General features: G+C 43.9%; 4 protein-coding genes and 2 rRNA genes (1 of these 6 cut by a window edge). 1 reads left to right on the top strand and 5 read right to left on the bottom strand.

What is annotated here, in order from left to right:
* The 5 genes from CKV62_RS00290 to CKV62_RS00270 form a co-directional block, all read right to left on the bottom strand.
* A 23S ribosomal RNA gene (locus CKV62_RS00290) occupies window positions 1-208 on the bottom strand (it extends 2,727 nt beyond the left edge of the window).
* 602 nt (window positions 209-810) lie between these two features.
* Window positions 811-2,374: ribosomal RNA gene (locus CKV62_RS00285) — 16S ribosomal RNA — on the bottom strand.
* Together the 16S and 23S rRNA genes form the textbook arrangement of a ribosomal RNA operon.
* A 514-nt stretch (window positions 2,375-2,888) precedes the next feature.
* Entirely contained in the window at window positions 2,889-3,641 is a 753-nt protein-coding gene (locus tag CKV62_RS00280; RefSeq protein WP_054674848.1) for a hypothetical protein, read from the bottom strand.
* Between the two features lie 91 nt (window positions 3,642-3,732).
* Window positions 3,733-13,869: an ESPR-type extended signal peptide-containing protein gene (locus tag CKV62_RS00275; protein ID WP_095064705.1), complete on the bottom strand. Its 10,137-nt coding sequence runs from the start codon at window positions 13,867-13,869 to the stop codon at window positions 3,733-3,735.
* A 518-nt stretch (window positions 13,870-14,387) separates the two neighbouring features.
* Window positions 14,388-22,193 carry an ESPR-type extended signal peptide-containing protein gene (locus CKV62_RS00270; RefSeq protein WP_095064703.1) on the bottom strand — a complete coding sequence of 2,602 codons (7,806 nt, stop codon included), beginning with the start codon at window positions 22,191-22,193 and terminating at the stop codon, window positions 14,388-14,390.
* Between the two features lie 620 nt (window positions 22,194-22,813).
* On the opposite strand from CKV62_RS00270, the gene CKV62_RS00260 reads away from it, so the two are divergent.
* Window positions 22,814-23,080, top strand: coding sequence for a hypothetical protein (locus CKV62_RS00260; RefSeq protein ID WP_095064700.1), 267 nt, complete (start codon window positions 22,814-22,816; stop codon window positions 23,078-23,080).
* Window positions 23,081-23,165: the final 85 nt, after the last annotated feature.

Below are 23,165 nucleotides of genomic sequence, written 5' to 3'. Positions count from 1 at the left end.
TCCGGGTAATTAGATGTTTCAGTTCCCCGGGTGCCCTCCTCATACTCAAAGGTATGGGTGACAGTGCATAACCACTGCCGGGTTCCCCCATTCGGATACCTACGGGTCAAAGGTTGCTTGCACCTCTCCGTAGCTTTTCGCAGCTTACCGCGTCCTTCTTCGGCTGATATCGCCAAGGCATCCACCGTACGCCCTTATTATCTTTACTTATTTTGCGTTAGCATGTGCGCCTATCGTCGTCGCCTCACGCTCGATTTTGCCTTACGTACAACAGTACGCGGCAGCTTCATCTCGCTCAGGCTCCTAGATATGCATCAAATGCTAACGAAAATCTCATGATTAAATACATGAGAGATAATATTGACATGCATTAGATACATTGTCGTTCATTTGTAGCCGTACATTTTACATGTACGTCACCAATTAAGTCAGAGAATTATTTCCTATGTGCTCGGGTCAACCTACTTAGAAATTCTAAGAGATGACCTTACAAATATATATTAATTCTTCTATGCAGTTTTCAAAGAACAAACAATTCATATATTTCGCGTCTATCGTCGTTGCATTCGCTTCACTTGTCCTGCGTAATTACCATTACGCGGCGACGTCGTTCATCTCATGCGCCCGGATAGCCATCGAAATCTATTAAATTGTAAATGGTATTAAACCATCTGAGAGTCTTTACAGATCTCTCAAAACCGAACAATGATAAGTGGTAAGTACAGCTAGCGCTTATGCTACGTCTACTTACTATCCAAAGTGTCGACCTAAGTGACATCCAGGATCTCGGCCCGGTGTATGTCTCCCTAGAAAGGAGGTGATCCAGCCGCACCTTCCGATACGGCTACCTTGTTACGACTTCACCCCAATCATCGACTTTACCTTAGACGGCTGGCTCCCGAAGGTTACCCCACCGGCTTTGGGTACTTCCGACTTTCGTGGTGTGACGGGCGGTGTGTACAAGGCCCGGGAACGTATTCACCGCAGTATGCTGACCTGCGATTACTAGCGATTCCGACTTCACGTAGGCGAGTTGCAGCCTACGATCCGAACTGAGAGAGTGTTTCTCGGGTTCGCTCCACCTCGCGGCTTCGCTTCCGTCTATTGACTCCCATTGTAGTACGTGTGTAGCCCAGGTCATAAGGGGCATGATGATTTGACGTCATCCCCGCCTTCCTCCGCATTGTCTGCGGCAGTCTCTCATGAGTTCCCACCATTACGTGCTGGCAACATAAGATAAGGGTTGCGCTCGTTGCGGGACTTAACCCAACATCTCACGACACGAGCTGACGACAACCGTGCACCACCTGTTTTCTGGCTTCCGAAGAAGAGGAACCATCTCTGGTTCTGTCCATCAATGTCAAGACCTGGTAAGGTTCTTCGCGTTGCGTCGAATTAAACCACATACTCCACCGCTTGTGCGGGCCCCCGTCAATTCCTTTGAGTTTCAACCTTGCGGTCGTACTCCCCAGGCGGGGTACTTATTGCGTTAACTCCGGCACAGAAGGGGTCGATACCTCCTACACCTAGTACCCATCGTTTACGGCCAGGACTACCGGGGTATCTAATCCCGTTCGCTCCCCTGGCTTTCGCGCCTCAGCGTCAGTGTTCGTCCAGAAAGTCGCCTTCGCCACTGGTGTTCTTCCTAATATCTACGCATTTCACCGCTACACTAGGAATTCCACTTTCCTCTCCGATACTCTAGATCAGCAGTTTCCATCCCCTCACGGGGTTAAGCCCCGAACTTTTAAGACAGACTGACTGATCCGCCTGCGCGCGCTTTACGCCCAATAATTCCGGACAACGCTTGCCACCTACGTATTACCGCGGCTGCTGGCACGTAGTTAGCCGTGGCTTTCTATTCCGGTACCGTCAATCCTTCCAACTATTCGCAAGAAGGCCTTTCGTCCCGATTAACAGAGCTTTACAACCCGAAGGCCGTCATCACTCACGCGGCGTTGCTCCGTCAGACTTTCGTCCATTGCGGAAGATTCCCCACTGCTGCCTCCCGTAGGAGTCTGGGCCGTGTCTCAGTCCCAATGTGGCCGTTCATCCTCTCAGACCGGCTACTGATCATCGCCTTGGTGGGCCGTTACCCCTCCAACTAGCTAATCAGACGCAATCCCCTCCTTCAGTGATAGCTTACATGTAGAGGCCACCTTTCATCTATCCTCGATGCCGAGGTCAGATCGTATGCGGTATTAGCAGTCGTTTCCAACTGTTGTCCCCCTCTGAAGGGCAGGTTGATTACGCGTTACTCACCCGTTCGCCACTAAGATTGATAGAAGCAAGCTTCCGTCGCTCTTCGTTCGACTTGCATGTGTTAAGCACGCCGCCAGCGTTCGTCCTGAGCCAGGATCAAACTCTCCAAGATATCTTGAAGCTATTTGAATAGCTCATTTGTTTTGTTGTCGTTGCCATCAAGCAACTTTGAATTATGGTTGGTTTTGACTGTGTCAAAACCCGCACTCTGGCATATGTTCAATCGTTTTGATTGATTACCTATCATTGTTCAGTTTTCAAAGATCTGCGTCCCCCTCAAAGGGACTGCTTAAATATAATATCATTTCCACATACTCATGTCAACAGAATTTCTCTCAATTTCACCTTATTTTTTAAGAACTTTTACACCCTATCTTTTACTTATTTTAATAAACTATTTTTACCGAATTTCACGCAAACAAAAGAGACCGCAACAGAACGCATTACTGCATTCCGTTACAGCCTCTTTCCTATATGACAGTACGTCAATAGAATCCCTTATTGGCATCTTATTATATAATTAAAAACTATTATATTGTAAATAACTCGATAGATTACAAAAACAGCATAATCTATATAAGAAAAGAACTATCCATATAACAGATTAATTATATATTATGTGCAAATTAATTGTTTTCTTCTTGAATCGCTTCACGAAGATTGATTTCATGCATATCTCTGGCAGAAGGTTCTTCTGCAGACATATTTCTTACAGTTTGTTTTGTAGCAAACCAAACCGCTTCGTTCATGTAATGACGCAATTCTTCATTCGATACATGCTCTTGATCCTGAGCCATGATATCGAGCATAGCATCTTCCAATGCTTGTGCTTCTTCATCAGTCAAAGGACCGCCAACGGCCTTTTGTTTTTGAAGCAATTCATTCATGCGGTCAACCATGCTGCGCAATACGTTATAGCCATAGCTGTTCGTGAAACCTTTTTCCTCATCATATTTAGGGAATGTGTAATAGCTATACTCATTTTTATTGCGGTTTTCAGCATTCCAGTTCAACGCAGTCTCTTGACCATGTACATAGCCTAAAGAATGTTTACGGAAATAATCAGCATAATTATGCTTATCTTTAGAGTGTAACCATTTAGATTCTTCTTTAGTCAACTCTTGATGATTATTCTTTTTGCTTTCAGCTAGAGCAATGTGTTTTTCCGCATTTTCCCATGCTTTCACAAATTCATGAATGCCTTGTACAGCCTGAGGGCTGGCCACAGGGATCAATACGACGGAACCTTGTGTAGGCATTTTAGTCGGATTTGGTAAAAGCAATGCATCATCATATGTAGCAGGTGCCGCATTAACCTGCAATGCGCCACTGCCGAATAATACTGCCGCTGTGAAAGCAAGCAAAGTGGATTTTTTCATTATCTATTCCTCTTTTCTATCAACGAATTAATCGGGTGGGAGGACTCCCCCGAAAGGGAATCCTCAGCCCGTAATGATCAGAATGAACGTATTATAAACCTAGTCTTGCCATCATTGCAGCAATATTAGCTTTCATTTGTTCATTTTCAGCCTTCAAATCAGCTACTTCACCTTTTAATCCTTGATTTTCAGCTTTCATTGCAGCAAGTTCACGTTGCATTGCATATGTGGAACTGATAGGTCCTTTGCGATAACGATCTGCAGTTTGTGCTTCGCCATCCTTGTTGCCTACTTTCCAGGTTACACCGGCATTCGCCATCATATGGCTGTCGCCGCCTGCCCAAGCCAAACCGGCATGTAACATCATGGATTCATTTTTGTAATGAGCCACGCCTAATGCCAATGCGGAATCGCCATGGTAGTTACCATAACCCGCCATGATTTGAGTAGGTTCGTAAGGATCATAAGCCATAGGTTTCAACGCGGATAACGCGGAGGACATAGCACCAACTTGACGAACTTCACTAACAACATTGTTCATACTGTTAGCTACACGGTAAAGTTGGGAACCGTTCACTGCATCAGTGGAACTGGAGCTAACTTCACCAGGAGCCACATTGGTAATCTTATTACCGCCGTTGTTCAAACCGGAGCTTGTTAAGGATACGCTGCCACCACCATTATTCTTAATCGTGATACCGTTACCGTTCTGTACGGTTGTATGACCGGAATTATCCGTTGTCGTAATGGAGTTGATACCGGTAATATCTTTTGCGAGACGCACATTCAAATTACTGCTGCCGTCGGATACTACGCCGATATTATCCGCCGTTGAAAGTTTGCTCTGGTCTGTAATTCCGCCTTTGATATTAACTTGACCGTTAAGCTTCTGACTGATTACGGAGCCGGAATCGCCACCGTATTTCATACCGTCATCTTTAGTCGCCACCTGATGTGTCTTACCGCTTTCATCCTGGTATTTAATACGGGTAATTTCAGTGCCGCTGAGATCGGCATCACCTTTTTCGGTATAAATGTCAGCGCTGCGACCATCCTTGCCGTTCAGACCGATATGTCCGACGCCGTCCTTACCGTTAATGGCTACCGCATTTTGTCCATTATCACCTTTAGGTCCCACGGTAATACGTTCTTCAATTTCAACGGAACGACCTGTAAGATCTTTCGCCATCTTAATAGTGATGTTACCGTCTTTATCCGCTATCGTCTTAATGTTTTCACCGGAATATTCACTGTCGGCCTTAGTGCCTTCACCCTTGATGGTCACTTTTTGACCTAAATCGCGATGGAAGTCACCGCTGTTGCCGGCAAAGTCCAGACCGCCCTTCTTAACGCTGTCGATACCCTTCTTCAAGTCACCGATTGTCGCGCCGTTACTCAAACTGTCACTCTTATCAGTGATATTGTCGATATTTTCACCGGCTGCGTAACCGCTGGCCATATTGGTCACTTGATTTCCGCCGTTATTTAATCCGTTCTTGGTTAATGATACCTCGTTATTTATCGGAGCAGCTCTTCTCGCGGCAGCCGCACTGCCATTTGAAATTCTGATCCCTTCGGCATTTATGGATGTAATGGCCGTTTTAGAACTGATATCGACCCCTGCAGCATGCGTAGCGGTTCTATTCCCCTGAAGGTCCTGATTAACTACACTGCCGCCGGATACGGTCGTTATCAATTGACTTTTACCTTCACCGGTAGTAACGGTCATACCTTTAGACGTCATTTCCGCCTTATTGCCGGACTTATCGGCCACAGTCACGCCGGTCGCTTTCATATCCGTCGTATTGCCGTTACTGTCAGCCACGGTTGTACCTGTTGCGGTAGTCGTGGTTTTGTTACCTTCCTTATCCGTAACAGTTAAACCTTTACCATCGGTTACAGTTGTGTTGCCTGCTTTATCCGTAACAGCCAGCCCTTTAGCGTCAGTTACAGTTTTATTACCTTCACTGTCCGTAGTCGTTACGCTGTGAAGATTCAAGTCCTGCTTGATGTCCACTTTATACGTCTTGGATCCGTCTTTATTCTCAACAGGTGTTACAACCGTATTTCCGCTGTCACCGGCTTCCACCTTGGTAGTAGCCGCCGCAACCTTCTGATTTAACTGAGCCACATTAACCGCATCGGTATCATTTACACCGGCTTTTACATTGGTAATAATCTGATGATTGGCATTCAGACCGGCATTGGTAATATATACCTTACCGCCTACAGACACGCTGTTATTGCGAAGAACAACCTGTGTCGAAGGGTCCGCACCGACAGTTACGGAATCCAGTCCTTTAAGATTCTTAGCCAAACGAACATTCAAACTGCCGTTTTCAGATATAACACCGATATTACTGTCAGTTAAATCTTCTTTTTTGGATACGCCGCCTTTGATATTAAGCGTTTCACCGAGATTCTTATGAATCGCTTCACCGGAATCACCGCCGAAATTCAACCCTTTCTTAGTCAAGTCTTCAGTGTTTTTATCGATTTTGCCATCTACAACTTTCAACTGGTCTTCCGTTGCCGCCTGACCGCTTGTGATCGTCTTAGGATCCCAGGAAATGTTCGTCAAGTTGTTTACAGTACCGTTAGCGCCGTTAACCAGAACTTTACCTGCATTAATGTTGCCTGTTACACCATCGATTGCTACTTTACCAGCGTTGATTGTGCTGTTTACACCATTGATAGTTACTGCGTTAGCGCCGTCACCAGCTTTTACAATACCTTTTGTACCGTCGATGTTGACTGCATTATTACCGGAACCTAATGTTACAGTGTCTTTCAATGCAACTGTGTAAGTTTTAGCTTTTGTAGTTGGATCTACAGCTTCATCAACGTCGATGTTTTTGCTACCTTTTACTTTTGTATTAGATGCAGCTTTTACATCGTTCAATTGTTTAACATTTACAGCATCATTGTCTTCTACGCCAGCTGTTACGTTTTTGATTTGCGTATTGTTAGCATTGAAGCCATTAGCTGTAACGAATTGTTTGTTGTTGATTGTCAAGCCATCGTTGTTGATAGTTGTTTGACCAGTTGTTACGCTGTTCAAGCCTGTTAAGTCTTTTGCAAGTTTAACATTCAACTTACCGTTTTCGGATACAACACCGATGTTGTTGTCAGACAATTTAGCTTTATCAGAAATGCCACCTACAACATCCAATGTTTGACCAAGGTTTTTATGAATGCTTGTTGCGTCATCACCTTTGAAGTTCAAGCCTTTATTAGTGTTGTCTGTAACTTTTTGATCTACAGATTTCAATTGGTCTTCTGTTGCAGCTTGACCGCTTGTGATGTTTGCAGGATCCCAAGAGATATTTGTCAAGCTATTTACAGTACCATTTGCACCATTAACTAGAACTTTACCGGAAGTGATATTACCAATTGCACCATCAATTGCAACTTTACCAGCATTGATTGTGCTGTTTACGCCGTTAATAGTTACTGCGTTAGCGCCGTCACCAGCTTTTACAATACCAGTTGTACCGTCGATGTTGACTGCATTATTACCGGAACCTAATGTTACAGTGTCTTTCAATGCAACTGTGTAAGTTTTAGCTTTTGTTACATTATCTACAGTTTCATCAACATTGATGTTTTTGCTACCTTCTACTTTTGTATTAGATGCAGCTTTTACATCGTTCAATTGTTTAACATTTACAGCATCATTGTCTTCCACGCCAGCCGTTACGTTTTTGATTTGTGTATTGTTAGCATTAAAGCCATTAGCTGTAACGAATTGTTTGTTGTTGATTGTCAAGCCATCGTTATTGATAGTTGTTTGACCAGTTGTTACACTGTTCAAGCCTGTTAAATCTTTTGCAAGTTTAACATTCAACTTACCGTTTTCAGATACCACACCGATATTGTTGTCGGACAATTTAGATTTTTCAGTAATGCCACCGTTGATATCTAATGTTTGACCGAGATCTTTATGAATTAATTCGCCAGAATCAGCTTGGAAGTTCAAGCCCTTCTTAGTCAAGTCAGTGCTGTTGTCAGTGATTTTCTTATCAACAGATTTCAATTGGTCTTCTGTTGCAGCTTGACCGCTTGTGATATGTGCAGGATCCCAAGTGATGTTTGTCAAGTTGTTTACAGTACCAGCAGCACCGTTGACAGTCACTTTACCGGAGTTAATAGTGCCGTTTGTACCATTGATAGTTACAGCATTAGCACCGTCACCAGCTTTTATGATACCTGTAGTACCGTTGATGTTGATTGCATTATTGCCAGAACCTAAAGTTACATTGTCTTTCAACGCTACTTTGTAAGTTTTAGCTTGTGTATTAGGATCTACTGTGGAGTTAACGTTGATGTTTTCGCTACCTTCTACTGTAGTGTTAGACGCATTTTTAACTTCATTCAATTGATTCAAGTTAACTGCATCATTGCCATCAGTACCAGCTTTTACGTTTTTGATTTGTGTGTTGTTAGCATCAAAACCGTTAGCTGTAACGAATTTCTTACCACCAATTGTTAAACCTTCGTTATTAATTGTTGTAGCACCAGTTGTTACGCTTGTTAAGCCAGTCAACTCTTTAGCAAGCTTAACATTCAACTTGCCGTTTTCAGATACTACACCGATATTATTGTTGGATAATTTAGATGCATCAGAAATGCCACCGTTGATATCCAACGTTTCGCCAAGGTCCTTATGAATGCTTGTTGCATCATCGCCCTTGAAATTCAAGCCCTTCTTAGTCAAATCGCTGCCATTATCAGTGATTTTCTTATCAACAACTTTCAATTGGTCTTCTGTTGCAGCTTGGCCGCTTGTGATATTATTAGCATCCCAAGTGATATTTGTTAAGTTGTTTACAGTACCTTTAGCACCGTTAACAAGAACTTTACCGGAATTGATATTGCCTGTTGCACCGTTAATCGCTACGTTACCAGCATTAATTGTGCTGTTTGTACCGTTGATAGTCACAGCATTGTTGCCTTCGCCGGCTTTCACAATACCTTTTGTACCGTCGATATTAACAGCTGTATTGCCGGAACCCAATGTTACTGTGTCTTGTAAGCCAACTGTATAAGTCTTAGCTTTAGTAAGTGGATCTTCAGAATCAGTTACATTGATGTTTTTGCCTGCTTTTACAACAGTTTTAGCTGCCGCTGCGTTGTTGGATACTTCTTTCAACTGTTTAAGGTTAACTGCATGGTTATCCTCTGTACCAGCTTTCACGTTTGTGATTTGAGTATCGTTAGCATTGAAGCCATTACTTGTAACAAATGTGTTGCCACCGATTGTCAAACCATTGTTGTTAATAGTTGTAGCACCAGTTGTTACGCTGTTCAAACCTGTCAAATCTTTAGCAAGTTTAACATTCAATACGCCGTTGTTATTTACTACGCCGATATTATTTTCTGAAAGTTTAGATGCATCAGATTGACCGCCAGAAATTTTCAATGTTTGGCCAAGGTTTTTATGAATTGCAGTACCTGCATCGCCTTGGAAGTCCAAGCCTTTTTCTACGATTTCAGTTTTTGTAGTATCAATTTTATTATCTACTACTTTCAATTGATCTTCTGTAGCAGCTTGACCATTAGTAATAGCTTTAGGATTCCAAGTTCTGTTAGTCAATTCATTAACAGTACCTTTAGCACCGTTAACAACCACTTTTCCGGAGTTGATAGTGCCGTTTGTGCCGTTGATAGTCACCGCATTATCGCCAGTGCCAGCTTTCACGATACCTGTTGTACCGTTAATATTAATAGCTGTATTACCTGTGCCTAATGTTACTTCATCTTTCAAGCCTACAGTATACGTTTTAGCTTTAGTTACATTGTCGATGCTTTCATCAACTTTAATGTTTTTGCCTTCAGCTACCTTCGTATTTGCTGCAGATGCACTGTTGGATACTTCTTTCAATTGTGCCAAGTTTACTGCATCGCTGTCGATTGTACCACGAGCAACGTTAGTAATCTTGTTACCACCATTATCCAAGCCAGTTTTAGTAAGGGATACAGATGCATTGTTAGTAGCACCGTTGCTGATAGTTATGCCGTTGGAAGTAACTTTTGTATCGCCTACAGTTACGCTGTTCAAACCTTTAAGGTCTTTTGCCAAACGAACTTTCAAGTCGTTAGAGCCATCGGATACAACACCGATATTATCTTCAGCAGTCAATTTGGATGCTTCTGTAATGCCACCTTTAACATTTACTTGTTCACCAAGTTTTTTATTGATTACGTTACCGGAGTCAGCACCGAATTTCATGCCTTTATTGATCAATTCTTCTTTAGTCTTGAACAATTGGCTGCCGTTGATAGCATCTGTGGATGTAGCTGTTACAGCACCATCTTTTACATTTGTAATAGTAGTGCCGTCAGCACCTTCCAATGTTACCTTAGTTTTATCAACAACACCGTTATTGATGTCGTATTTAACAGCACGATCTGTCAATTTATCTACAGAAGTCTTGGATGCAATGTTATTGATTGTAACTTGCTCTTTAACGCCTGCATGGTTTTTATCCTCTACAGTCAAGGATACTTCACCATTGTCGTTTACCTTGTAGGAACCGTCAGCGCTGGAATTTCTTACAAGACGGTAATCAGTTGCACTGCTACCTTGTTGAGTAATTTGTTCGCTAACTTTTTTCAACTGATCTTCAGTCGCAGCACGACCGGATACGATAGATGTGGAATCCCAGTTTTTATTGCTCAAGTTAGTTACATAATTACCAGTTTCGCTTGCATGTTTCGTATTTTGAACAGTTTGAGCACCCATTACAACAGCGCCAGCAGTCACTCTGCCTGCAGTACCATCAAGAACTACTTGATTGTTACCGCTACCCAATGTCACTTTGTTGTTCAAACGAAGATCATATTTAGCGCCTTCAGTACTTGTAGCAGGAGTCGTTGTCAATTTAAGGTTATCATCGGAAACAGTTACTTTTGAATGTTTGCCTGCTTCGATTTTTACATCATGCAATTGGCTGCCATTTACAGCATCTGTAGAAGTAGAGGATACTTCACCGGCTTTCAAGTTAGTAATTGTTGTACCGCCTTGGCCTTCCAAAGTAACCTTGTTTTTATTAACAGTTGCACCATTAAGATCATATTTAACAGCGCGTTCTGTCAATTTATCCAATTCAGTTTTGGATGCGATATTGTTGATTGTTACCGTATTAGCAGGGTTGTTAGGATGAGCTTCATCTTTAACTTTTAAATCAACTTTATTGTTTTCTACAGAGTAAGAACCGTCCGCAGAATTTGTATTGTTGATCAAGCGATAATCTGTTTTAGCTGCATTAGTAGTCTTGATTTCATCAGACACTTTTTTCAACTGATCTTCAGTTGCGGCACGACCAGATGTAATCGTAGGGTTTTGAACATTCCATTCTTTGTTGTCCAACCCGGTTACATAGTTCTTATTGTCACTATGTACACCCATACGAACGGAACCTGCAGTTACACTGTTCAAGCCGGTCAGATCTTTCGCCAGTTTGACATTAAGGTTGCCGTCTTTGGCCACAACGCCGATATTGCTGTCCGTCAATGCACCTGTAGCGCCGCCTTTAACAGTTAAGGTTTCGCCCAGTTTTTTATTAATAGGTGCACCGGAATCGGCGGCGAAATTCAACCCTTTTCCGATCGTATTGTTGATGTTTGTAATGTCCTGCTTATTCTTATTAATGTTTGTAGTGTTAGTATCCTGTTGCGTTTTGGACGCGATATTCGTCAACTTGACCTGTGTAGGATTGGAACCGTCCGCATCCGCAACAGTCAATGTCATGCTGCCGTCAGCAGCTACTTTATATTCGCCGTTGCTACCATGTGCAGGGTTTGCAATTAAACGGTAGTCAGTTTTGGAAAGACCATTAGAGATTTTAGAGATATCAACATCGAATGTTTGATTATCATTACGTGTCAATGTCAATCTCTTACCGTCATTGGATACGGTACCGGATGTAACATACGTATTTTTCAAACCTGTTACTTCAGCAGCCAAACCGTTTGTACCGGTCATGTTTACCTTGCCGTCACCGTTCGCTTCATAGCTGGCGATACCGCGTTCCAGATATTTATCGTACTTGGCCGCAATACGACTGATATCGCCGATATTGGCCGCATTCGTTACCACATCGCCGCCGGATTTCACGTTGGTAATCTGATAGCCACCGGCATTGATGCCGGATTTGCTCATAGAAACATTGCCCGTTGTAACGGAGTTGAAGTTTGCATCATCAACTGTTGCAACCGTAACATTGTCTCCGGCGCCTTCTAATTTAATATTATTACCAGCGTTAAAGTTCACTGTACGATTAGGAGCTTTTACGTCTTTAACTTTTTTGCCATTAACTTGAAGTTCCCAACCTTGATTTACGGATTGAATTGCTTCATGAACAGTGTTTTTACCTGTATCACCAATATTAGTCATGGTGATAGAACCGTTTTGGTCAACTTTAGCATTACCGCCTAAGATATTCTTAGTGCTTTTAGCTACATTACCTACTGCATTAGCAACGCCATATAATTGGCTACCATTAATAGCATCTGTAGATTGTGCATTCACACGACCAGCCGCTACGTTAGTAATTGTACGTTTTGTAGAAGTATTACCTACGCTGACCGTGGAATCGGCGGAACTGCCGGCGTAGTTATATGTCAAGCCGTTAATAGTTTCACCGGCGGTACTTACAGGATCCGCTGTTTCAGAGTTAGCACCCAGTGCAACGCCACGAACATGATTTACCTTCGCATTGCTGCCAAGAGCTAAGCCTTTGTTTGCTTGTACGCTCGCTTCACTACCGATTGCTACCGCATCACTTACTTCTTTTACAACATTAAGTTTGGAAATAAGTTCCGGATTGTCCTTATACCGACCGTCACGTTCTCTCGTCAATGTACCGGCTTGAGCACTTACACCCAATGCGATGGAACGAGTACCGGTAGCCTGTGCGTCATCACCGATAGCCATAACACTTTTCTTGTCACCCGTTTGAGTACTCAAGGAGCTGGCTTCACGACCCATGGAAATAGAGCCGTAACCTTCCGCATGTGCATTATTGCCGACAGCTGTGGAACGGTCACCCAATGCCCATGCGGCATTACCTGTAGCCACGGAGGAACCGCCGGATGCGTTCGTATCGTTACCGAAGGCTACCGCCGATCCGCCCGTAGCATGAGCGGAGTTACCTACGGCAATAGAGTTATTCACTTTATAAGAAGGATCGTTTTCCACGCCCGCTTCGGCATTGTTCCCGATTGAAATTCCGTCAACAGCATAAGTTTTGGCATTATTGCCGATAGCTACCGCATTATCACGATAGTGTGCCGCACCGTTACCGATAGCTACGCCCTGTAATCCTTGAGAAGTGGCATCTTTACCGATAGCTACGCCTCTGGCAAATTCTTTACCTTTAGAATTCGTACCGGACACCACGCTGGCACCCGTCCCCATAGCGACGCTGTCATTCGTGTTCGATTTGGCACCTTGCCCCACAGCGATGGCACGTTGTCCGTTAGCCTGCGTATTGGTGTTCCCATCATATTTAGTATACGGAGTGTTTCTATCATCATATAAAGGTGTAGGGTTTGCGGAACCGATAGCAATGGACTGAGTCCCTTTCGCCAATGCGGAATGCCCCATCGCCAGGCTGGCTTCCCCCTGAGCGGATGCGGCCGTACCGATAGCCGCCGCATATTTTGCACCTGCATAAGCTTGGCGCATCATAGCCAGCGAGTTGAACGCATCCGCTTTAGTCGCCGAGCCTACCGCAACGGCTCCGATCGCATTGGACTGCGCATATTGACCGAACGCGGCCCCCAATCCTTGAGAGGTGGAATAATCACCGATAGCGATACCGGATACGGAACCGTCTTTAGCTCTCACACTGGCGCTATTACCGATTTGAATACCGAATACCTTGTTATTGGTATATAAATAACCTAGACCTTCATTACCCGGCGTACCGTAATCGAACATTCTGATTTCAGGAGCGCCCGGAGACGGTTTTAACCATGTCAAACCGCCGTCGTAACCGTTCGAGCTCGGGCTCAGGGAAATCCCCTGAGTACCGGCATATACGGACGACACCAGTCCGCTGCCGCCGGTAAGGATCATTGCGGCTAACCCGACTCTGGCCGCAACTTTAGTGGAATTGCCGACAAAACTTTTGGAACCACGGGAATGATTCTTCGCGATTTCAGATACGACAACATACGCTCCCCGTACCTGACTCCAAATTACCCTATAAATACGATTCATTTAGCAGTACCTACCTTTCACACAGTTTTATAAGGAATTCTTAAAACTTACACCAAAACACTAATAAATAAATTTTTTATCAAAAATTTAATCATCATACATATAAAATATCAGATTAGTTTATAAATGTAAATATATTTTTTCATGATGCGCTCATTCATTTTTATAAATTTATCTCTTTATTTATAATGTCAAAAATTTTACTCATCAAAATATCTTTACAGCCATATAAACCCTTGTTTTAAAAGGTTAAACAACACATATCACCAAACGTTAACCATTTTATAGTAAATTAATCACATTTATTATTTTCGATAAAAATCATATGTTTCGTATTATACACTATTATGAATTATTTGTGAAGTCAAATACAAAGAAAGAACGAAAGTCCTCTTGGAAGAGACTCTCGTTCTTTCGACAATTTAAAATATGCAGTTGAAATCATCGCATTTTCATGAGTATTTTATAGGGCATGCACTCATTTTAGCCATATGAGAAAAAGATGAAATTGCGGTAAATTATATCCCCAATCGACTCATAATAAGAGCCAATTGACGCTTCGTTTCTTCATTATCTTTTTGCAAACGAAGATTATCTTCTTTCAATGCCGCATAGTCCGCGGTCAACTGTTCATCATGCGCTTTCATCCGTGCATTTTCGGCTTTCAGCGCCGTCATTTCATCCTGCATCACGTACATGGAGCTGATAGGCCCGCCCTTGTAACGTTCAGGAACCGCTTTCTTCGCATCGGAGGTACCGAATTTACGGGTTACACCGGCATTCACCATATTATGATGGCTGCCTACGGACACGCCCACATGGAACATGGTGTCTTCCGCCGTGTAATGTGCAACGCCTAAAGCGGCCGCTGTTTCGCCTCTGTAATTACCGATACCGGCCATGATTTGAGTCGGTTCCAACGGATCGTATTGAATCGGTTTCAACGCGGATAGTGCCGCCGCATGAGCGCCTACACGCTGTGTTTCGCCCGCCACGGAATTAATGGCGTTGGCCAAGCCGTCTGTAGCACCCTTCAATTGATTCACGTTAACCGCATCCGTACCGTTCACACCCGGACCTACATTACTGATTGTGTTACCACCGTTGTTCAAACCGTCCTTAGTAAGACTTACGGTGTTACCGCCGGCAGGGGTAATCGTTACACCGCCGCCGTTCACAACGGTCGTATTGCCTGCCGCATCCTTGGTCGTTACGGAATTCAGACCTTGTAAATCTTTCGCCATACGAACCTTGAGGCTGTTGTTGCCGTCGGATACGACGCCCAGATTATCTTCAGAGGTCAACTTATCGACATCCGTGATACCGCCGACTACATTCACCTGTTCGTTAAGCTGTTTCCTGATTACCGTACCGGAATCACCGCCGTACTTCATACCGTCGTCTTTGGTGGCCACCTGATGTGTCTTACCGTTTTCATCCTGATACTTGATACGGGTAATTTCGTTGCCGTTAAGATCAGGATCACCTTTATCAACCGTAATGTCCGCATTACGACCGTCCTTACCGGTTAATCCGATGTGACCGACACCGTCCTTGCCGGACATGGATACGGCATCTTTACCGTCCTTACCGGTAACACCCACCTTGCCGTCCGTACCGTCAGCGCCGTTAGGGCCCGTAATGGATACGCCATCCTTGCCGTTTTTGCCGACTTTTACGGAATCGGTGGTTACACTGTCGGTCGTCAGATTCTTATCCATCATGATTTCCACATTGCCGTCCGCATTGATTTTCGTCCTGATGTTATCAGAAGTATAGTTATCGTCGGATTTAGTTCCGCCGCCGACAACGGATATAGTTTCACCCAGATTCTTGTGAGTCGGAGTGCCGCTATTTGCACCGAAATTCAACCCTTTTTTCGTTACTTCATCCCCCAGATTGGTGATCTTCTGATCCAACATGGTATGAGATTTCTGAAGTTGATCTTCCGTTGCCCCCTGTCCGCTGGTGATATTGTTCGGATCCCAAGTCTTATTGGTCAAACCGTTCACAGTTCCTTTATCGCCGTCTACGAGTACCTTGCCGGCTTCAACAGTGCCCTTGTTACCGTCGATAGTCACTTTATCGCCCGCTTTAACAGTACCTTTATCACCGTCAATGGTAACATTACCGGCCTTAATAGTACCCTTATTGCCGTCGATTTCAACTTTATCACCGGCTTTGATGGTACCTGCGTTACCGTCGATTTCGACCTGTTTTGTAGGGTCGGAGCCCAATGTCACCTTATCATTAAGACTCACTTCATAGTTCTTGGAACCATTAGAATTATCACTAGGTGTAACAGTGATATTGCTACCTGCGGATACCGTCGTGGATGCAGCCGCCGCCGCTTTATCCAATTGGGATTTGTTAACCGCATCATTAGAATCCGTACCTTCGGCCACATTCGTAATCTTCTTGCCCGCCGCATTGATACCGTCCGTCGTCATGGACGGTCCGTCCGTAATCGTCACGCCGTCCTTCGTAACGGATGTCAACGGTTTCCCTGCTGCATCGTTGATGGTCATACCGCCGCCGTTCACAACAGTTGTACCGTTCGTACCGTTATTAAAAGTTGCGGAATTTAAGCCCTTCAGGTCTTTCGCCAGACGAAGCATTAATGTATCGGTACCGTCGGACATGACACCGATGTTATCTTCGTCGGCTAATTTGCTTACATCGGAAATACCGCCCTTGACATTCACCTGGTTGTTAAGTTTTTTCTTAATCACATTGCCTGTATCGCCGCCGTACAGCATACCGTCGTCCATGGTCGCCACTTGATGTTCGCCGTTTTTGTCCTGATAAACAATGCGCGTAATACCGTTAGTACCGTCTACGCCGTTTGCACCTTTTACGCCTTTAGCTGCATCATCGTAGCCGTTCTTCACAGACATGTCGATACCGTTTGTACCGTCAATACCGTTCGTGCCTGCAGGGCCGGTCAGGCCGATATGACCTACGCCGTTCTTACCGGACATAGATACAGCATCTTTTCCATCTTGACCGGTGATACCCACCTTGCCGTCGGTACCGTTCACACCGTCAGGACCTGTAATGGACACGCCGTCCTTGCCGTCTTTGCCGACCTTCACGGATTCAGCTTTAAGATTTTTATTCATCTTCACGTCAATAATCGTGTTACCTGTCGCCGCATCCTGTTTGATGAAAGTTTTAATATTTTCACCGCTGTAGTCACCATCAGCAGCTTTTCCTTCACCTTGAACAGTGACAGTAGAACCAAGTTTATTAGTTTGTACGCCGCCTACATTAGCGTTGAATTTAAGCCCTTTATTAGTCAATGTGTCCGTATTATCCCTGATCTTATCATTCAAGTAGTCCACATTAACCGCTTCGCTGCCGTCATTTCCTGTCGCATACGCCAAGTTCGACACATGCGTGCCGCCTTGTTTGTTGTTATAGGCAGGACCTTCGTAGGTTACCTTGGATTTATCAGAGTTACCCGCAGGATCCAAATCATACTTAACAGCACGGTCTGTCAATTTATCAAGGCCGGATTTAGAGGCGACGTCCTTAATCTTGACTGTTTCTTTTGTACCCGGATGATTTTTGTCTTCCACAGTCAAATCGATGTTGCCGTTGTCATCAACCTTGTAAGCGCCATCGGCTTCACTAGCATTTTTCACCAAACGGAAGTCCGTAGCATTAGCGCCCTGTTTCTTAACTTCATCGCTAACTGTTTTCAACTGGTCTTCTGTTGCAGCACGACCGGATGCGATTGCAGGATTATCGATATCCCAATCCTTATTATCGAGGCCTGTTACATAGTTACCGTTATTACCAGGGTTCGCACCATCAGTCTGTTTACCCATGGTTACAGTACCGGCTTTCACAGTATCGGATGCCGTTACGGATTGCAAGCCTGTCAAGTTCTTAGCCAATTGCAATTGTAATTTTGCATTGCCATCAGCATCGACCGCCGCAGATGTAACACCGATATTATTACCGGTTGCCAAATCAGCCGCATTTGTCACACCGCCCGTGATGTTCACTTGTTTGTTAAGTTTAACATTGGATGTAGCACCCATATCGCCTTTAAATTTAAGGCCGTCGTTCAAGGTTGCCACTTCTTCATTCGTGCCGTCAGGTTTTTGATACGCAATACGTGTTGTAGTCGTGCCAGGTGCACCGTCTACACCGGGTTGACCGTCTCGAGTGACGGAAATGTTAGTCGTTACGCCGTCTTTACCGTTAATGCCGATTTTACCGTCTTTACCGTTTGCACCGGTAGCGGTAATTGTTTCGGTTTTAAGGTCTTTACCGAGTTTCACATCAATTGTGCTGTCGCCGTTACCGTCTTGAGAGATTTCCGTAATGATGTTGGAGTTATCCCCTTTAACAGTTACTTTGGAGCCCAATTTATTTGTTTTTACGCCGCCATTATTAGCGTCAAATTTCAAACCTTTATTAGTTAATGCATCTTCACTATCTTTGATTCTATCTTTCAAGTAATCCACATTAACCGCTTCGCTACCATCGTTGCCTGTAGCATACGCCACATTTGTTACGTGAGTACCACCAACTTTATTAGCATATGTAGGACCTTCATAAGTTACCTTGGATTTATCAGGGTTACCCGCAGGATCCAAATCATACTTGACAGCGCGGTCTGTCAATTTATCAAGACCGGATTTAGAGGCAACATCCTTAATCTTAACTGTTTCTTTTTTACCTGCATGGTTTTTATCCTCAACAGTTAAGTCAACATCACCGTTAGAGTCAACTGTATAGGCGCCGTCTGCAACTGCCGGATTCGCAACTAAACGATAGTCCGTAGAAGCAGCACCTTGGCTTTTAATTACATCGCTGATTTTCTTCAATTGATCTTCTGTAGCAGCACGACCACTTACAGGATTAGATGTATTTATATCCCAGTCCTTATTTTCAAGGCCTGTCACATAATTTTTAGTATCAGCGTGTTTACCCATTGTTACGCCGCCTGCTTTTACAGTATCTGTAGCAGTAACAGTAGTAACATTAAGATCTTTTTTCAATTTAACGCCGATTGTAGTATCATCACCAGTTTGCGTAATTTCAGTAGTGATATTGTCATCACCATTGACTGTTACTTTAGAACCAAGTTTGTTTGTTTTTTCATCGTTATTATCAGCGTTAAAACGAAGACCTTTGTTGATAAGTTCAGTTTTGGCATTATTGATATTAGTAGTTAATTCGTTTTTGGCATCGTGCAATTGACCGCCGTTTACAGCGTCCTTACTGCCTGCGCCTACTGTACCATTGGCAACATTCGTTACCTTTTGGTCATTCGCATTGAGACCTGTTGAAGATACATATGTTTTACCGCCTACAGTCAAACCGTTGCTATCAATCTTAGTATTACCAGCTGTAACGCTGTCCAAGCCAGTCAATGTTTTAGCTAATTTCACATTCAATGTGCCATTGCCGTCAGATTCAACACCAATATTACCATCGGATAATGTGCCTGTAGCACCGCCTTTAACGGTTACAGTATCACCTAATTGTCTGTTACTTGCAGTACCTGTATCGCCAGCAAAGTTCAATCCTTTATTAATTTTTGTATTAATATTGGAGATGTCTTGCTTGTTTTGAGCAATATTGCCAGCATTATCTGTGATATTTTGCTTATTATCAGCGATATCTTGTTTATTCTTGTCAATTTGAGTCTTATTAGTGTTAACTTTTTCGTTTACCGCTTTTAACTGATCTTCAGTAGCACCACGACCAGATACGGCCGCAGGATGATCTACATCCCAATCTGTATTTGTAAGGCCTGTTACATGACCAGCATCACCGTCTACAGTTACAGGGTTTGCAGTACCTACGGTAATCTTATTTCCTAATCCGACAGTGAATTCCTTACCGCCCGCCGCATTTGTACCTTCCGTAACAGTTACATTCGCGTCTTTCGCTTTCACAGTGGACGCCTTGGCAGTACCGCCGATAGCATTCTGTAATTGACTGAAATTAACTGCATCGTTAGGAGCGGTGCCGTTTGCCACATTGGTAATCTTCTGATTGTTCGCATCGATGCCGTTCGGTGTTACATAGGTCTTACCGCCTACGGTCAATCCGCCGTTATTAATAGTTGTAGTACCTGCTGTAACACTATCCAAACCTGTTAACGTTTTTGCCAATTTCACGGTCAATGTACCATTGCCATCCGACACAACGCCGATGTTGCCGTCCGACAATGTGCCGGTAGCGCCGCCCTTGACGGTTACGGTATCACCTAATTTTCTGTTGCTTACGGTACCGGTATCACCGGCGAAATTCAGGCCTTTATTAATTGTTGTATTGATAGTGGAGATATCCTGCTTGTTCTTAGCGATATCGCCGGCGTTTTTAGTTATATTCTGCGCATTGTTGTTGATATTTTGTGCGTTATTCGCAATATCCTGCTTGTTTTTAGTGATATCACCGGCATTTTTAGTTATATTCGTTGTATTCGTATCGATAGCGGATTTATTGGTGTTGACCTTGTCATTTACCTTTTTCAGCTGATCTTCCGTCGCTCCGCGGCCGGATACGGCCTGAGGATTATCCACATTCCAGTCCGTATTGGTAAGGCCCGTTACGGTACCTGCGGTACCGTCAATAGTGACAGGGTTCGTACTGCCTATTTTAACAATGTTGCCCAATGTCATATTAATGGTTGTATCACCGTTAGCCTGTGTGATTGCCGCATTGATATTGCTGCCGTCGCCTTTAACCGTAACTTTGGAGCCTAATTTATTGTTTTTCACACCACCTGTATTAGCGTCAAAATTAAGCCCTCTTTCAACTTCTTCCTTTACGGCGTATAACTGGCTGCCGTTAACCGCATCCGTACTGCTGTCATCGATACGACCGGCCGCCAGATTGGTAAGAGTACGATAATATTTCTTGATACCCGCCACACCGGATACATTATTGGCACCGATACTTACGGTACCCTGAGCCGTACCGCCTGCAAAAGTCTTGTTTACACCGTTGATAGTCGCATTAGGCGTGCTTACCACCGTTTCAGTGGTCGAATTGGTCCCCAGTGCTACGGAATTCGCCTGATCCACACGGGCGTTGTTCCCCATTACGAAAGAATCCATTGCGGTAGCATATGCCCAGTTACCTAATGCCATGCTGCCCTTTGCGGATATGGTGGAATTGTTCCCCATAATATGAACGCCTTCCTCGGTCGTATCCACATGGTTATTATTCCCCATAACGCTGGAAAATTTAGAATTAACAGTCCCGTTATTCGTTCCCCATACATAGGTATCATCGGAATTAACGATGTTCTTACTGCCAAGAACGGCGGAACTTGTGCCGTTGGCTTCGGAACCGCGGCCGATAACCAGACTGTCCTGTTTCGTCGCTTTGGAGCTGGTACCGATAGCGATAGCGTTCGTTTCCGTCGTCACCGATCCTTCACCGATAGAGATAGAAGAACTGCCACTGGCTGTACTGTTCCAGCCCATGGCGGTGGAATTGACACCGTCGGCTGTGGAGTTAGCCCCGATAGCGCGCGCACCGGCGGCCATAGCCTTGGCACCGTTACCGATAGCTACGCCCCAGTCGCCTCTGGATTGAGATCCGTTACCCATAGCAATGGCACCGCCTTTAGAGGCCTTCGCATCATTACCGAACGCCATGGAGGAACCGCCATAAGCACGGGCATTGGAACCGAAGGCCTGATCGTTATCAAGACCTATCAATTGATTGTTTTCATCAAACCCTGCACGGGCATTATTGCCCAGAGCAAAGCCGTTCGTAGACTGCACACGTGCTTCATTACCGATAGCCACACCGTTATTGGCGATTGTACGCGCATTACGGCCGATAGCCACGGCCTGCGCACCTTGCCCCATAGTGCCGGTACCTAATGCGATCGTATTGATATCTCTTGTTTCCGCACTATGACCGATAGCGATACCGCCACTCTTATCCGTAATGCCGGATGTAGCCGTTGCAGGGTTAACGGTTACTTTTGCACCGTGACCGATGGCGATACCGTTCTGACTTTCAGATTCGCTCGGATCACCCTTACCGACACTCGCATCAGTACCGAGAGCCACACTATAATCACCGCGAGCCGTTGAATTACCGCCCATAGCGATACCGCCGTCATTTTCAGCTGTTGCGCCTGTACCCCATGTTAAAGGGGCCGCCTGCGCCTCCATCGGCACCATAACACCTGTCAACATAACGGCACATACCGCAACGCCCGCCATTTTGGAAAATGCCGCCGTCAAAGATGACCGTTTTGTCATGTTCTTAGCCGTTTCCGCCACAACGACGTAACAGCCCTTCGTACGATTCCAAATTACTTTAAAAACCCGATTTATTTCATCTTACTCCTATAAACTAACTATATTCACTTACAGAAAAATCACAGTACTAATCGATAATCACTGAAATTATATCGATTTATCTAAAAGCATATATCTAAAATACCACAAATTACGAGAACTGCAAAGGCTTTTTTCATTTTATCTTCATAAAACGGCAAATCTAAACTATTAATGACCTCGATATAGTAAAAACTTCGCAATAGGTAATAACATTTCACAACAAATACAAAATTTATTTTCTCTTCCTCATCCTGTTTTATGATGAATTCTATAATAGAATGATATCTCGCCATAAACGGATATCGTACACGGCATTCCGCCATCGACTCAATGTACATACACAATTACTACATACCTACTTAAGCCAATTAACTATAGCACATTACACATGTCTATGCAGGTAACATTTTATTATATAAGAAAAGAAATACTTGTGAAGGTCAGATCACAGGTGTTTCTTTTCTTTTTTATACCCAAAGTATACAGAAGGCGCACCGACAGCTTTATACACTTAATAGAAATAAGACATATGTGTATAAAAACTATTTATGAAGAATCTCCATGTGTTTTTTAACTTTCCCTGTTATACTGAAAACAGAAAGGAGGAAGATTCTATGTCAGAACTCAATATCTTACAATCTAATCCAAAAACACCGGATGCGGTGACGGAAGAAGATATCGTAGTTACGCGAGATAATCAAACTTTCACAATCAAAGGCCTTTATAACGGTGATGAAGGCGTATTCACATACGATACGGACATCCAACCGAATGACCGGTTGCAATTTCTGCATCACGACATTACAGCCATTGTCAAAAAAATTACATATAAGGTGATTCAGGGTCAGCGAATCACATTAATTGCAAAATTATATGCATAAAAATATCGGGGTATTGTCATACAAACAACACCCCGATATTTTTTCGATTTTATAAGGCACACAACAACACAAAAAGCCTTATACT

Source organism: Veillonella rodentium (assembly GCF_900187285.1).
GTDB lineage: Bacteria > Bacillota > Negativicutes > Veillonellales > Veillonellaceae > Veillonella > Veillonella rodentium.
The sequence above is the reverse complement of the archived record's forward strand: the minus strand, read 5'-3'. Positions and strand labels throughout refer to the sequence as shown.